Raw genomic sequence first — 13669 nt, forward strand, 5'->3', positions numbered from 1 at the left:
ACGAAAGCTCGCCAAGCTTATCCCGATGCCGGCCATAGCCGGAGCGCAGTAAGCGCCGGGCTTGCTCGTCAGCGGCGCTCAGCCATTATGCCAAACGGCGCTCGAAGCCGCCTTTTTCAACACAATCCACCCAATCCCTGCCATTCACCGCATCCGCGTCATCCGCGCGACGTGCGCCTCAACCCCATCGCTTCAGACGCCCGACAGGTCCATCGTCGGCAGGCGTTTGTACTTCGCGCCCTCGATGGCGCTGTACGCGAAATCGAAGAACTCCCCGCTCTGCGTGTAGACGCGGACGGAAAACTGGCTCTTGTTGATCCGAACGATAGCGATCGGCTCGGAGCGCGCCCGGAGATAGAGCTGGACGGTCGCGCCGCTATGCAGGCCCTCGTCCACGCAATCGACGATCTCTCGTCCCGCAGAGTGATCTCTCGCACTCACACCAACACTCCTTCCGCCAGATCGGTTGTCGCTTGGGGTACGTTCCGTGAAACCCCGCATGATCCAATTGCTGCCGCAACCAACCGGTATCCTTCTTAGGTTCGACCAGGAAAGCGCGAAGGTGACGACCAGTAACTGGTACCGCGCGCTGCTTAACGATCGCCCGCTCCGACACTCCGAACATTACCTGAGCGAAACGGCATCTGCGGGTGGCCGCACAAGCGCGGCCGCCTTCAAATTACACGCTTGTCCCTTTGGAAATGTTCCCTATATGTACGCATGTTAGCCGCAGTCCGGCGCCGCTCTTTGACAAGGTCCGGCTTCTCCCCTGCCCGTCCACGGCGAGAGCACGTCTCGCGGACGCGCGCATCGCTCGCTCTGGTGGTACGAGTGCACCTGCTCGCGCGCATAGGTGAACGCGCGTGCATGTGAACTTTGGCAACTTTGCGCGCTCGCAAGTCCCGATCTGCCCCTTGTCGAAGTGCGCATATGCGTGAACTTTGTGAACTTAGGCCTGCGACTGGCGGCCGCAGCAGCGGCCGTTTTGGGCCCACCGATAGCCGCCCACCCCGAAACTTCCCCTTTGCCCCGATTCGCGCTAGGGGCGCGGCATGCCCAATCTTTTTCTCGTGATGCTCGGCGGGGCCCTCGGCTCCGCGGCCCGCTACGGCGTTGGCCGCGCCGGCGTCGCCCTGCTCGGCCCGGTCTTCCCCTGGGGGACCCTGACCGTCAATATCGTCGGCGGCTTCCTGATGGGGCTGCTCGGCGCCGGCCTGCTGCGCTTCGGCGAAGAGGCCGAACAGGCGCGGCTGCTGCTCGGCGTCGGCGTGCTCGGCGGCTTCACCACCTTCTCCTCCTTCTCGCTCGAAACTTTTGCGATGATCGAGCGCGGCGATGTGCTCGTGGCGCTCGGCTATGTCCTCGCCTCGGTGATCGGCGCGATCGGCGCGGTCGCCATCGGCATGACGCTGGCCCGGGCGGTGACGGCATGAGCGGCAGCGAGGACGGCGTCCGCCAGTTCGTCGTCGGCTATGACGATGACGGCATTCGGCTCGACCGCTGGTTCAAGCGGCACCTGCCGGACGTGAGCTTCAACATCGTCTCGCGCTGGGCGCGGACCGGCCAGCTCCGCGTCGACGGCGCGCGCGCCCAGCCCGGCGACCGTATCGCCGCCGGCCAGTCGATCCGCGTCCCCCCGGCCGAGCCCGCCAAGCCCGCGACCGCAGCGCGCCCCAAGTCGAACCGCCCGCCGCTCAGCGCCGAGCAGACCGAGCTGGCCCAGTCCATGGTCATCCACCGCGATGCCCAGGCGATCGTGCTCAACAAACCGCCGGGCCTCGCAACGCAGGGTGGCACCAAGACGTTCGAGCATGTCGACGGTCTGCTCGACGCGCTGCAGTTCGAGGCGGAAGGCCGGCCCAAGCTGGTCCACCGGCTCGACAAGGACACCTCGGGCGCGCTGCTGATCGCCCGCTCGGCGCGCGCGGCGGCGTTCTTCTCGAAGAGCTTTTCCAGCCGCACCGCGCGCAAGATCTACTGGGCGCTGGTGATGGGCGTGCCGGAGATCGAGGACGGCTTCATCGAGCTGCCGATCGGCAAGCAGCCGGGCACCGGCGGCGAGAAGATGCAGGTGGATACCGAAGAGGGCCAGCCCGCCCGCACCCGCTACCGGGTGATCGAGCAAGCCGGAAACCGCTGCGCCTGGGTCGAGCTCCAGCCGTTCACCGGCCGCACCCACCAGCTGCGCGTCCACATGGCGGCGATCGGCCACCCGATCGTCGGCGACGGGAAGTACGGGCTGCAGGAGGCGTTCCTCACCGGCGGCATCAGCCGCAAGATGCACCTGCACGCACGCCGCATCCGCATCGACCATCCCGATGGCGGCCGCATCGACGTCCGCGCCGAGCTGCCGCACCATTTCGCCGAGTCGATGCACACGCTGGGCTTCGACCTGGCGGTGGGCAATGCGCTGGAGATCGACGACGGCCCGCCGCCGATGAGCAAGGAACTGCTCAAGCAAAAGGCCAAGGCCCACGCCAAGAACTACCGCAAGGAACGCCGCGGCGAACGGCGGGGCCGGGGACAGGCGAAGTAGGCGTGCGCGTGCCTCCGCTACCTTCGTCATCCGGCGAAAGCCGGGATCCATTGGGGTCGCCGTTACGGCTTTTGCTGTTGCCGAGTGGCGAATGGATCCCGGCTTCCGCCGGGATGACCGCGATCTGGTGAGCACCTCCGCATGAACCGCCTCGCCTTGTTCGATTGCGACGGTACGCTGGTCGACAGCCAGGCGAGCATCTGCCTCGCTATGGAGCATTGCTTCACCGGCCAGAAGCTCGAGCCCCCGGCGCATGCGGCGATCCGTCGCATCGTCGGCCTGAGCCTGGTCGAGGCGATCGCCCAGCTGCTGCCGGACGCGGAGGACGATCTCCACCGCCACCTCGCCGAGGAATATAAGCGCGCCTATTTCGCACTGCGTACCGCGGGCCATATCGAGGATGAGCCGCTCTATGACGGCATTCTGGAGGCGATCGAGACGCTGGATGCGAATGGCTGGCTGCTCGGCGTCGCCACCGGCAAGTCCGATCGCGGGCTGATCCGCGTGCTGGAGGCACATGGGCTGCGCCAGCGCTTCGTCACGCTACAGACCGCCGACCGCCACCCCTCCAAGCCGCACCCGTCGATGATCGAGACCGCGATCGCCGAGGCCGGCGCGGCGCCCGAGACGACGGTGATGATCGGCGACACCAGCTTCGACATGGCGATGGCGGTCGCCGCCAATGCGCATCCCTTGGGTGTTGCATGGGGCTACCACACTCCCCATGATCTGCACGCGGCCGGCGCGGTGCGGGTCGTGGAGCATGCGTCGGCGATCCCGGCATATCTGGAGAGATTGTGATCGACGCCGATCGCCTTGCGCGCAACCGCTATTTTCTGATGATGGGCGCGAATTGCGTTGGCGTCGCCGGCGCCGTGCTGGCGCTGCTTATCCTGGGCCGCGCCACAACCACCGAGCAGACCATGCTGGGCATCGCGCTGATGCTCGCCGCGTTCTGGGTAATGGCGGCGATCCCTAGGATGCTCGCCCGCCGCTGGAGGACACCCCCCGAAGCATGAAACGTTTCTGGAAGACCGTGACGATCGTCGGAGGCGCAATCGAACTCGATGGGCGCCCCGTCCGCACCCCCGACCGCGCGCCGCTGATACTGCCGACGCCGCAACTCGCCGAGGCCGTGGCGGAGGAATGGCGAAGTGTCGGCGAGGAACTCGATCCGCGCGCGATGCCGCTCACCGGGCTCACCAATGCAGCGATCGACCAGATCGCACCGAACCCGGCTCCCTTCGCGGCAGACCTCGCCCGCTACGGCGAGAGCGACCTGCTCTGCTACCGCGCCGAGCTGCCCGAGCCGCTGGTCGAGCGCCAGGCCGCGCAATGGGACCCGCTGCTCGACTGGGCGCGGACCCGCTACGATGTGCATTTCGAGACGACCGCCGGCATCATGCACCGCCCGCAACCGCCCGCGACGATCGCGCGGCTGAACGAGGTGGTCGCCGCGCTCGACCCGTTCCGGCTGGCGGCGCTGAGCCCGCTGGTGACGATCAGCGGCTCGCTGGTCGCGGCGCTCGCGCTGCTCGAAGGCGCGGCCGATCGCGAGACGATATGGCGTGCCGCCCAGCTCGACGAGAACTGGCAGGCCGAGCAATGGGGCGAGGACGAACTAGCCACCCGCGCCCGCAACGTCCGCCGCGCCGACTTCGACGCGGCAGCGCGGTTCCTTAGCCTCCTTTGAGAAGCCTCAAAGGACGTCCGAGGATTCCCCGGTGGGGTCGCCGCGCTTCATCAGGCCGCGGATGAAGCCGATCAGGCCGGTCTGGCGCGAGCGCTTCAGGCGCTCGGCCTTGAGGATGGTGTGGACCGCCTCGAAGCACTTGTCGGCATCGTCGTTGACCAGGACATAGTCATAGCCGTCCCAGTGGCTCACCTCGTTCGAGGCGCGCGCCATGCGGTGGGCAATCACGTCGGGCGAATCGGTTTGCCGACCTTCGAGGCGGCGGTGCAGCTCGGCCATCGACGGCGGCAGGATGAACACGCGGACCACGTCGCCGCCCATCGTCTGGTGCAGCTGCTGCGCACCCTGCCAGTCGATGTCGAACAGCATGTCGCGACCGGTGGCGAGCACCGCGTCGACCGGGCCCTTGGGCGTGCCGTAGCGATGCTTGAAAACGTGCGCCCACTCGATGAAATGGTGCTGCGAGACCATCTCGCGGAACCGGTCGACGCTGACGAACGTATAGTCGACCCCGTTCACTTCGCCCGGCCGCGGTTCGCGCGTGGTTACCGAGACGGAGACGGCGAGATCGGGCTCGGCTGCCAGCAGCTTGCGAGCGATGGTCGACTTGCCGGCGCCCGAGGGCGAGGAAAGGACAAACAAAACCCCGCGGCGATGGAATCCATGCGGGTCGTTCTGGTGCGTATGGGCCATGCGGGCCTTTGGCGTAGCGGCACCCGGGCCGTCAAGCCCGGGCACCGTTTCGCGGCTTAGGCGCCAAGGCCCGTATCGGGACCGTGCTCGGTGCTGAGCTTGCGCTTGAGATAGGCCGCGCCCACCGCGCCCGCGCCGAGCACGAACGCCGCCGGCACCACCCGCTTGGCGACTTCCCAGGTCGCGACGCCGACCGCCGCGCCCACTGCGCCGCCTTCGCCGTCGCGCCGGTCGATCTTGCTGCCGATCCAGCCTGCAATCAACTTGCCGATCATCGTCTTCTCCTTCCCCGCAAGAACGGCGTTGCGGCGGCTGCGTTCCCGCCGCTCGCCGCAGCCGGTCAACGGCCGATCATCGTCTCCGGCTTCACGAACTTATCGAAGGTCGCGCTGTCGACAAGGCCGAGCGCCAGGCCCGATTCCTTCAAGGTAAGGCCTTTCTCATGCGCATTCTTGGCGATCTTTGCCGCCGCATCATACCCGATCGCCGGGGCGAGCGCGGTCACCAGCATCAGCGAGCGATCGACCAGCTCCCTGATCCGCGCTTCGTTCGCCACCGCGCCGTCCACCGCGCGCTCGGCGAAGTTGGTCATGCCCACCGACATGAGGGTGATCGAGCGCAGCACATTGGCGCCGATCAGGGGCTTGAACACGTTGAGCTCGAAATGGCCCTGCATGCCGCCGACGGTGACGGCGGCGTGGTTGCCGATCACCTGGGCCGCGACCATCGTCAGCGACTCGCTCTGCGTGGGGTTGACCTTGCCCGGCATGATCGAGCTGCCCGGCTCGTTCGCCGGCAGCTCCAGCTCGCCGAGCCCCGAGCGCGGGCCGGAGCCTAGCAGGCGGATGTCGTTGGCGATCTTGGTGAGCGACACCGCCAGCGTGTTGCAGACCCCCGACAGGTTCACCAGCTGGTCCTTGGTCGCCAGCATCTCGAACTTGTTGGGTGCCGAGACGAAGGGCAGCCCGGTGATCTTGGCGATCTCCGCCGCCACGTCCTCGGCATAGCCCGGCGGCGAATTGAGCCCGGTGCCCACGGCGGTGCCGCCCAGCGCCAGCTTGAAGATGTCGAGCTCGAGCACGCTCTGGAACCGCGCCCGCGCCGAGGCGAGCATCGCCGCATAGCCGGAGAATTCCTGGCCGAGCGTCAGCGGCGTCGCGTCCTGCAGATGGGTGCGGCCGATCTTGACGATGTGGTCCCAATCCTTCGCCTTGCGGTCGAGCGACGTGTGCAGCCGCTCCAGCGCCGGGAACAGGTCGAGCGTCACCGCGCGGGCGGCGGCGATGTGCAGCGCGGTCGGGAAGCTGTCGTTGGACGACTGCGCCATGTTGACGTGATCATTGGGGTGGATCGGGCTCTTGCCGCCCCGCTTGCCGGTGAGGATCTCGTTGGCGCGGCCGGCGATCACCTCGTTGACGTTCATGTTGGTCTGGGTGCCGCTGCCGGTCTGCCAGATCACCAGCGGGAACTGGTCGTCGAGCTTGCCGTCGATCACTTCCTGCGCGACCCGGTCGATCACCTCGGCGATCTTGGGGTCGAGCCCGTGCTTGACGTTCACCCGCGCCGCGGCCTGCTTCACGATCGCCTGGGCATGGACGATGCCGATCGGCATCCGCTCCTCGGGCCCGAACGGGAAATTCTGGATCGATCGCTGGGTCTGTGCGCCCCAATAGGCGTCGGCGGGAACTTCGATCGCGCCGATCGAATCGGTTTCGGTGCGCGTGCCGGTCATGTGCTTCTCCGCTTGGTTTGTGCGCGATGTAAGCCTCCCGCCCCGCCCCACAACCCGTCCGAGGGTCGGCATTTCAGCGGCGCCGGCCAAGGCCCCGGAAACACTTGGTAACTTGCATTCCGGCGAAGGCGTCGCGCAAAGACGCCGTGCCACCGGCGACAACAGTCGGGGCAACCGCAGGAGAAGAGCCATGATCCCGTTGATTCTGGGGCTGCTGCTCGCCGCCCCCTTTTCCGAAATCGCGCACAGCGTGCGCATCGACCATGACAGCGGCCCGGTCCATGCCGACTATCGCATGCGGGTCGATGTTCGCCACCAGCAGCTCGGCGTCGCAGGCCCCGGCGGCCGCGCCTCGACGTTGCGCTGCCGCTGGGAGGCCGATCTGGTGGTCGATCGCCAGGCGCGCCACAGCGCCGGCACGCTCCAGCGCGCGCTGCGCCAGGAAAGCGTCGCGGCCGGCAGCCGTCCCGGCTGGTGCACCGCCAACCGCGCGGTGATCGCGAAGGATGTTGCCAGCGCCACCAAGGACATGCGAGGCGCGGTCGAGGCGCTGGCCAGCCAGGATGCCGAGATGCTGCGCGCCGAACTCGATCAGATAGGACGTGTAAACACCTGATGCGTATCCCCATTGCCGTTGCCGCCTGCGCCGCGCTCGCCCTTCCGCTCGCGGCCCAGGCCCAGGTGCTGCCCAAGGTTTCGGGCGGCGTCGAACTCTCGACCGACGAGAGCCGCCGCGGCCTCAGCTGGAGCGAGAACCAGCTGAGCGCCTCGGGCGACCTCTCCGCCGGCATCCTCGGCTTCGACGCTTCGGCGCGCGTGGCGATGGTGCGCGAATCGCGCCGCCACGCCGGTGCCGACACGGTGTTCGATCTGGAAGCCGGTCGCGGCTTCGACATCGGCCTGTTCAAGCTGCGCGGGTTCGTCACCGGCCATGTCTTCACGGGCGCAGCGCGCAACATGGACTATGTCGAGGTCGGCGCGGACGGCAGGTTCTCGCTCGGGCCGCTGCAGCTGAACGGCGGCGCGACCTACGCGCCGGACCAGGGGCCGATCGGCGGAGACAATCTCTATCTGCATGCAGGCGCCGCGGTGGGCGTGCCGTCGACGCCGTTCACCGTGTCCGGCTCGATCGGCCACACCACCGGCAGCACCGACGACCTTCGCGCTGCGCGGCTGCGCCCCACCGGCGACTATACCGATTGGCGGATTGGGGTGGAGCATGTCAGCGGGCCGCTGACGCTGGGGGTCGACTATGTCGGAACCGACATCGACACCAATCGCGCAATGTCGTCGCCCTATGCGGACCTGCGGCACAGCGGCAACCGCGTGCTGGGGCGGGCACGGCTTTCGTTCTGAGCGCCATCTATCCTCCCCCTCGAGGGCAGGGCTATCGCATTTGAACCCGAAGGATATCGGTGCATCGAAAACCATCGTCATCCCGGCGGAAGCCGGGATCCATTGCCCTGTGCGATGGGGGAAAGAACCGTGGCATCAGCGCCAATGGATCCCGGCTTCCGCCGGGATGACGGGAGTCCTTGGCCATATGCGATTGCCCTCCGCCTCGAGGGGGAGGATAGATGAGCTTGGCGCTTCAGCGCCTAGCGAAGCTTGGAGAGGGTGAGCGGCTGCGCAGCTGCCGCGCGAGGCAATGCCTCGCAATGCCCCTCTCCCTCCCACCGCCTGCGGCGGCGGGGCCCTCCCTCTCCCCGGCGGGGAGAGGGCGTTCAAGCCTACCGCTGCTCGGCACCCGGCACGGCGACATCGGCCACCACCGTCGCCTCGTGCCCGCTGGCGAAGTGGAGCGTCAGCGGCACCTTCTCGCCGGCATGGACGTTCGGCACCAGCCCGAACAGCATGACATGCTTGCCGCCCGGCGCGAACTTCACCTCGGCGCCGACCGGCAGGTCGAGGCTGGCGAGCTGGGTCATCTTCGCCATGCCCGCGGCATCCTTGATGCTCTCGTGAATCTCCGCCTTGTCCGCCGCGCGAGTCGAGACGCTGACCAGCGTCTCCGCCTCGCGACCGCCATGCAGCGTGAAATAGGCCGCCCCGGGCTGGCCTGCCACGGCGGGCAGCCGAATCCAGGCGCCGTCTACCTTCACGCCATCCGCCTGGGGCGAACACGCCCCCAGCCCTAGAACCGCTACAAGTCCCGCCAGAGTGCGCATTCGGCATCCTCCCTCTTTGATTTGGGAAATCTTGTAGAAACCCGGGCGTCTTGCGGCAAGGCACGACGCACCTATATCCCCCCTCGGACATCTGGACGGCGGTCGCCTCTTCTGGGGCCGGCATCCGGATAACGCTTATGAACCCTTTTGTTTCGATTGTGGGGGCCAACGAGGACCATGGCTAAAGTTATCGGTATCGACCTGGGCACGACCAACAGCTGCGTTGCGGTGATGGAAGGCGGCAAGCCCAAGGTCATCGAGAATGTCGAAGGCGCACGCACCACGCCGTCGATCGTCGCCTTCGCCAAGGATGGCGAGCGTCTGATCGGCCAGCCGGCCAAGCGCCAGGCGGTGACCAACCCGGACAACACCATCTTCGCAGTGAAGCGCCTGATCGGCCGCCGCTTCGACGACCCCGTGACCAAGAAGGACACCGAGCTGGTGCCCTACACGATCGCGCGCGGCTCGAACGGCGACGCCTGGGTCAAGGCCGGCGGCGAAGAATACAGCCCGTCGCAGATCTCGGCCTTCATCCTGCAGAAGATGAAGGAAACCGCCGAATCGTACCTCGGCGAGAGCGTGACGCAGGCCGTCATCACCGTGCCGGCCTATTTCAACGACGCCCAGCGCCAGGCGACCAAGGACGCCGGCAAGATCGCGGGCCTCGAAGTGCTGCGCATCATCAACGAGCCGACCGCGGCCGCGCTCGCCTATGGCCTCGACAAGGACAACAATAAGACCATCGTGGTCTATGACCTTGGCGGCGGCACCTTCGACATCTCCGTGCTGGAAATCGGCGACGGCGTGTTCGAAGTGAAGGCGACGAACGGGGATACGTTCCTCGGCGGCGAGGACTTCGACAACAAGATCGTCGATTACCTGGCCGACCAGTTCAAGAAGAAGGAAGGCCTCGACCTCCGCACCGACAAGCTGGCGCTGCAGCGGCTGAAGGAATCGGCCGAGAAGGCGAAGATCGAGCTGTCGTCGGCTGCGACGACCGAGATCAACCTGCCCTTCATCACCGCCCGCATGGAAGGTGGCGCGACCACCCCGCTGCACCTGGTGGAGACGATCACCCGCGCCGATCTGGAGCGTCTGGTCGACGACCTGATCAAGCGCACCCTCGAGCCGTGCCGCAAGGCGCTGGCCGATGCCGGCGTCAAGGCCGATGCGATCGACGAAGTCGTGCTCGTCGGCGGCATGACCCGCATGCCCAAGGTCCGTCAGGTCGTGAAGGACTTCTTCGGCAAGGAGCCGCACACCGGCGTCAACCCGGACGAAGTCGTCGCCATCGGCGCGGCGATCCAGGCCGGCGTGCTGCAGGGCGACGTTAAGGACGTGCTGCTGCTCGACGTGACTCCGCTGAGCCTCGGCATCGAGACGCTGGGCGGCGTGTTCACCCGCATGATCGACCGCAACACCACGATCCCGACCAAGAAGTCGCAGGTCTACTCCACCGCTGACGACAATCAGCAGGCGGTGACGATCCGCGTCTTCCAGGGCGAGCGCGAGATGGCGGCCGACAACAAGCTGCTCGGCCAGTTCGACCTGGTCGGCATCCCGCCGGCGCCGCGCGGCGTGCCGCAGATCGAAGTCACCTTCGACATCGACGCCAACGGCATCGTCAACGTGTCCGCCAAGGACAAGGGCACCGGCAAGGAGCAGCAGATCCGCATCCAGGCCTCGGGCGGCCTGAACGACGCCGACATCGAGCAGATGGTGCGCGATGCCGAGAAGTTCGCCGAAGAGGACAAGAAGCGGCGTGCCGCGGCTGAGGCCAAGAACAACGCCGAAAGCCTCGTCCACACGACGGAGCGCCAGCTCGCCGAGAATGGCGACAAGGTCGATGCGGCGCTGAAGGGCGAGATCGAGGCGGCGATTGCCGAGACCAAGTCGGCGATCGAGAGCGGCGATGCCGATGCGATGACCGCCAAGGCCCAGAACCTCGCCCAGGTGGCGATGAAGCTCGGCCAGGCGATCTACGAGAAGCAGGCTGCCGAAAACGCCTCGCCGAACGCGGGTGCCGCGGCCGGCGGCGAAGCCGGGGCCGAGGAAGTGGTCGACGCCGAGTTCTCGGAAGTGGACGACAACAAGGCGTAACGAACGCCCCTCCCTCTCCCCGCCGGGGAGAGGGCCGGGGATGGGGGGAGCGGGCATGGTCGATGCGATCCCGCATCGGCCTGATCTCTCTCCCTGTCCCTTGATGGGGAGAGGGCTTGCTGGATGACCACCGAAGTCGATTATTACGAACTGCTCGAAGTCGAGCGCACCGCGGACGATGCGACGATCAAGTCGTCCTACCGCAAGCTCGCGATGAAATATCACCCGGACAAGAATGCCGGGTGCAAGGATTCCGAGGCGAAGTTCAAGGCGATCAGCGAAGCCTATGACTGCCTGAAGGACCCCCAGAAGCGCGCGGCCTATGACCGCTTCGGCCATGCCGCCTTCCAGAACGGCGGCGGCGGCCATCATGGCGGCCAGGGCGATTTCGGCGCGTTCAGCGACATTTTCGAAAGCGTGTTCGGCGAGTTCATGGGCGGCGGGCGCGGCGGCGGCCGGCCCCAGCGGCGCGGCGCGGACCTGCGCTACGACATGGAAATCTCGCTCGAACAGGCGTTCCACGGCCATTCGACCGAGATCACCATCGACGTCTCCGGCCCCTGCGACAGCTGCCACGGCTCGGGCGCGACGCCCGGCACCAAGGCCAAGACCTGCACCACCTGCGCCGGCCACGGCAAGGTGCGCGCGCAGCAGGGCTTCTTCATGGTCGAGCGCACCTGCCCCGCCTGTCACGGCGCCGGCGAGGTGATCGCCGAACCGTGCCGCACCTGCCGCGGCGAGGGCCGGACCGACAAGACCAAGACGCTCAAGATCGAAATTCCGCCCGGCGTCGACGAAGGCACCCGCATCCGCCTGACCGGCGAGGGCGAGGCCGGCGCGCGCGGGGCGCCTGCGGGCGATCTCTACATCTTCCTCCACGTGACGCGCCATTCGCTCTACGAGCGGCAGGGCACGACGCTGTACGCCAACGCGCCGATCAGTTTCACCACCGCGGCGCTGGGCGGCGAGATCCGCATCCCGGGCCTCGACGGCGAGGAGCATGTGATCAAGATCCATGCCGGCACCCAGTCCGGCCGCGAAATGCGCCATCGCGGCGCCGGCATGCCGGTACTCCAGGGCCGCGGCCGCGGCGACCTGGTCGTGCGGCTGGAGGTGGAGACGCCGACCAAGCTGACGGCCAAGCAGCGCGAGCTGCTCGAGGAATTCCGCAAGACCGAAACGGGCGAGGAATGCCCGCAGTCGAGCGGCTTCTTCGCCAAGCTGAAGGCGGCGCTCGGTTGAGGGCTTTTACCCGTACCCATAAGGCGTCATTCCGGCGAAAGCCGGAATCCATTGGGGTCGCCGTCAAGGTTCAAGCTGGAACCGAGTGGCGAATGGATCCCGGCTTCCGCCGGGATGACAATTTGTGGGGCAGGCAATGACCCCCCGCGAACTGCTCGACACCGCCGACGTTCCCGGCGGCGAACCGCTGCGGCTGTTCCGCCGGGGCGACGACCATATGATCGTGCTCGAGCGCAACGAGCTGATGAACAGCCGGATGAGCGGGTCGGAAGAAGCGCTGGCGGTGATGACGCTCGAACGGCTCGGCAAGCGCGAGGCGCGGGTGCTGATCGGCGGCTACGGCATGGGCTTTACCCTGCGCGCCGCGCTGGCGGTGCTCGGCAGCAATGCCAAGGTGACGGTGGCGGAGCTGGTCCCCAAGATCGTCGACTGGGCGCGCGGCCCGATGGCGGCGCTCACCAACGGGTGCCTGGACGATCCGCGCGTCAGGATCGTGTTCGACGATGTCGGCCGGGTGATTGCCGACGGCCAGAACGCCTATGACGCGATCCTGCTCGACGTCGACAACGGCCCCGACGGGCTGACCCGCGTCGGCAACGACAGCCTCTATTCGATGCGCGGCCTCGAGTCCGCGCGGCAGGCGCTGCGCCCCGGCGGCATCCTTGCGGTGTGGTCGGCGGCGCCGGACGCGCCCTTTGCGCGCCGGCTGCGCGACAGCGGGTTTCAGGTGGAAGAGGTCGCGGTGCGCGCCCGACAGAACGGCAAGGGCCCGCGCCACGTCATCTGGTTCGGCCAGCGGCGGTAAGACGTCGGGCGCCGGGTCTCCGCGCCTCGTTTACCCCGATCCGACGGAAACACCCGTGCTCCTGCGAAAGCCGGCGCCCATTGCCAAGCGCGCCAACCTGGCCACCCTGGGCTCCTGCTTTCGCAGGAGCACCACCTTGGGACGCTCCGCGAGATGTCGAAGCGACTCGTCGGCTCGCGCCCCACTTGCGGACATTCGCTCGCCTTCGCATCATGAAGGCATGATGGCGTTTACTCCCTTGGAACAGGCCGCCATAGCCGCGATCCTTGATGAGTCCGGCGAAAGGCGGGTAGTAGTTGAGCAGCAGCTTACGCGTAGCAGCGTTCTTTCGCGCAAAAATACAGGAGGCGGCTTTTTCGCAGAACTCAAAGTCGACTCCAGCGCAAGCCGACTGAATGAAGGTACGATTCCCTTCGGAGAGAACATCTACTTCGGAATCTACGGTCTTCAATACGGGTTGGGGATGATTCTCCACTTGAAGGGTGGCTATGTGAATCTGTTGGAGGGCTACTCCGTAGGCGGCGAAGACACGTCGGCAATCGATTTTGCACGGATTCGCTTCGCGCTCATTGCGGAGCCGGGTCCGTTGCCAACGAGCGGCAGCTAGCCACCACATTCAGCCGTCAAGCGGACTTCCGCGAGCCCCAAACTTCCCCCGGTCATCCCGTCTGCGGAACGACATCCCCGCCTCGTGCATTCC

16 protein-coding genes are annotated in these 13669 nt (G+C 67.0%); 11 read left to right on the forward strand and 5 right to left on the reverse strand.

The features are described from left to right. Positions 1-192 precede the first annotated feature (192 nt). Positions 193-441, reverse strand: a complete 249-nt coding sequence (locus CA234_RS13570) for a hypothetical protein (protein ID WP_125974023.1) — start codon at positions 439-441, stop codon at positions 193-195. A 611-nt stretch (positions 442-1052) separates the two neighbouring features. Between CA234_RS13570 and crcB the strand changes: the two genes are divergently transcribed. The 5 genes from crcB to CA234_RS13595 all read left to right on the forward strand — a co-directional run bounded on the left by crcB (position 1053) and on the right by CA234_RS13595 (position 4229). After that, positions 1053-1433: a fluoride efflux transporter CrcB gene (gene crcB / locus CA234_RS13575; RefSeq protein WP_126001939.1), complete on the forward strand. Its 381-nt coding sequence runs from the start codon at positions 1053-1055 to the stop codon at positions 1431-1433. Continuing rightward, positions 1430-2536 (forward strand): RluA family pseudouridine synthase, encoded by a 1107-nt coding sequence (locus CA234_RS13580; protein WP_126001940.1) that lies wholly within the window; start codon positions 1430-1432, stop codon positions 2534-2536. The genes crcB and CA234_RS13580 overlap by 4 nt, the downstream gene beginning before the upstream one ends. 141 nt (positions 2537-2677) lie before the next feature. After that, positions 2678-3337 carry an HAD-IA family hydrolase gene (locus CA234_RS13585; RefSeq protein ID WP_125974029.1) on the forward strand — a complete coding sequence of 220 codons (660 nt, stop codon included), beginning with the start codon at positions 2678-2680 and terminating at the stop codon, positions 3335-3337. Beyond that, positions 3334-3555 carry a hypothetical protein gene (locus CA234_RS13590; RefSeq protein WP_125974031.1) on the forward strand — a complete coding sequence of 74 codons (222 nt, stop codon included), beginning with the start codon at positions 3334-3336 and terminating at the stop codon, positions 3553-3555. Before CA234_RS13585 ends, CA234_RS13590 begins: the two co-directional genes overlap by 4 nt. Then, on the forward strand, positions 3552-4229 hold the full coding sequence (locus tag CA234_RS13595; RefSeq protein WP_125974033.1) for an ATP12 family protein: 678 nt from the start codon (positions 3552-3554) through the stop codon (positions 4227-4229). The genes CA234_RS13590 and CA234_RS13595 overlap by 4 nt, the downstream gene beginning before the upstream one ends. 6 nt (positions 4230-4235) lie before the next feature. On the opposite strand, the gene gmk is transcribed toward CA234_RS13595, so the two are convergent. The 3 genes from gmk to fumC all read right to left on the reverse strand — a co-directional run bounded on the left by gmk (position 4236) and on the right by fumC (position 6654). Further along, positions 4236-4922, reverse strand: a complete 687-nt coding sequence (gene gmk / locus CA234_RS13600) for a guanylate kinase (RefSeq protein ID WP_125974035.1) — start codon at positions 4920-4922, stop codon at positions 4236-4238. A 56-nt stretch (positions 4923-4978) separates the two neighbouring features. Next, complete coding sequence (locus CA234_RS13605) at positions 4979-5197, reverse strand: hypothetical protein (protein WP_125974037.1); 219 nt, start codon at positions 5195-5197, stop codon at positions 4979-4981. Between the two features lie 65 nt (positions 5198-5262). Beyond that, positions 5263-6654 (reverse strand): class II fumarate hydratase, encoded by a 1392-nt coding sequence (gene fumC / locus CA234_RS13610; RefSeq protein WP_125974039.1) that lies wholly within the window; start codon positions 6652-6654, stop codon positions 5263-5265. Positions 6655-6844: 190 nt separating this feature from the next. On the opposite strand from fumC, the gene CA234_RS13615 reads away from it, so the two are divergent. Both CA234_RS13615 and CA234_RS13620 read left to right on the forward strand, forming a co-directional pair. Next, complete coding sequence (locus CA234_RS13615) at positions 6845-7270, forward strand: hypothetical protein (RefSeq protein WP_125974041.1); 426 nt, start codon at positions 6845-6847, stop codon at positions 7268-7270. Then, positions 7270-8010 (forward strand): TorF family putative porin, encoded by a 741-nt coding sequence (locus CA234_RS13620; protein WP_125974043.1) that lies wholly within the window; start codon positions 7270-7272, stop codon positions 8008-8010. The genes CA234_RS13615 and CA234_RS13620 overlap by 1 nt, the downstream gene beginning before the upstream one ends. A 374-nt stretch (positions 8011-8384) precedes the next feature. Here the strand turns inward: CA234_RS13620 and CA234_RS13625 are convergent, their stop codons facing one another. After that, a complete protein-coding gene (locus CA234_RS13625; protein WP_241213495.1) occupies positions 8385-8756 on the reverse strand; it encodes a copper chaperone PCu(A)C in 372 nt (123 codons plus the stop codon). A gap of 243 nt (positions 8757-8999) precedes the next feature. Here CA234_RS13625 and dnaK point away from each other — a divergent pair, with 243 nt between their 5' ends. The 4 genes from dnaK to CA234_RS13645 all read left to right on the forward strand — a co-directional run bounded on the left by dnaK (position 9000) and on the right by CA234_RS13645 (position 13576). Then, positions 9000-10922, forward strand: coding sequence for a molecular chaperone DnaK (gene dnaK, locus CA234_RS13630; RefSeq protein ID WP_126001941.1), 1923 nt, complete (start codon positions 9000-9002; stop codon positions 10920-10922). Positions 10923-11045: 123 nt separating this feature from the next. Further along, entirely contained in the window at positions 11046-12164 is a 1119-nt protein-coding gene (gene dnaJ / locus CA234_RS13635; protein ID WP_126001942.1) for a molecular chaperone DnaJ, read from the forward strand. A 136-nt stretch (positions 12165-12300) separates the two neighbouring features. Further along, the gene (locus tag CA234_RS13640) at positions 12301-12969 is read left to right on the forward strand and encodes a spermidine synthase (RefSeq protein ID WP_126001943.1); all 669 of its coding nucleotides are present in this window, start codon (positions 12301-12303) and stop codon (positions 12967-12969) included. A 220-nt stretch (positions 12970-13189) separates the two neighbouring features. Beyond that, the gene (locus CA234_RS13645) at positions 13190-13576 is read left to right on the forward strand and encodes a hypothetical protein (RefSeq protein WP_126001944.1); all 387 of its coding nucleotides are present in this window, start codon (positions 13190-13192) and stop codon (positions 13574-13576) included. Positions 13577-13669: the final 93 nt, after the last annotated feature.

The sequence above is a fragment of the Sphingomonas sp. ABOLE genome (genome assembly GCF_003950455.1).
GTDB classification, from domain to species: Bacteria; Pseudomonadota; Alphaproteobacteria; order Sphingomonadales; family Sphingomonadaceae; genus Sphingomonas; species Sphingomonas trueperi.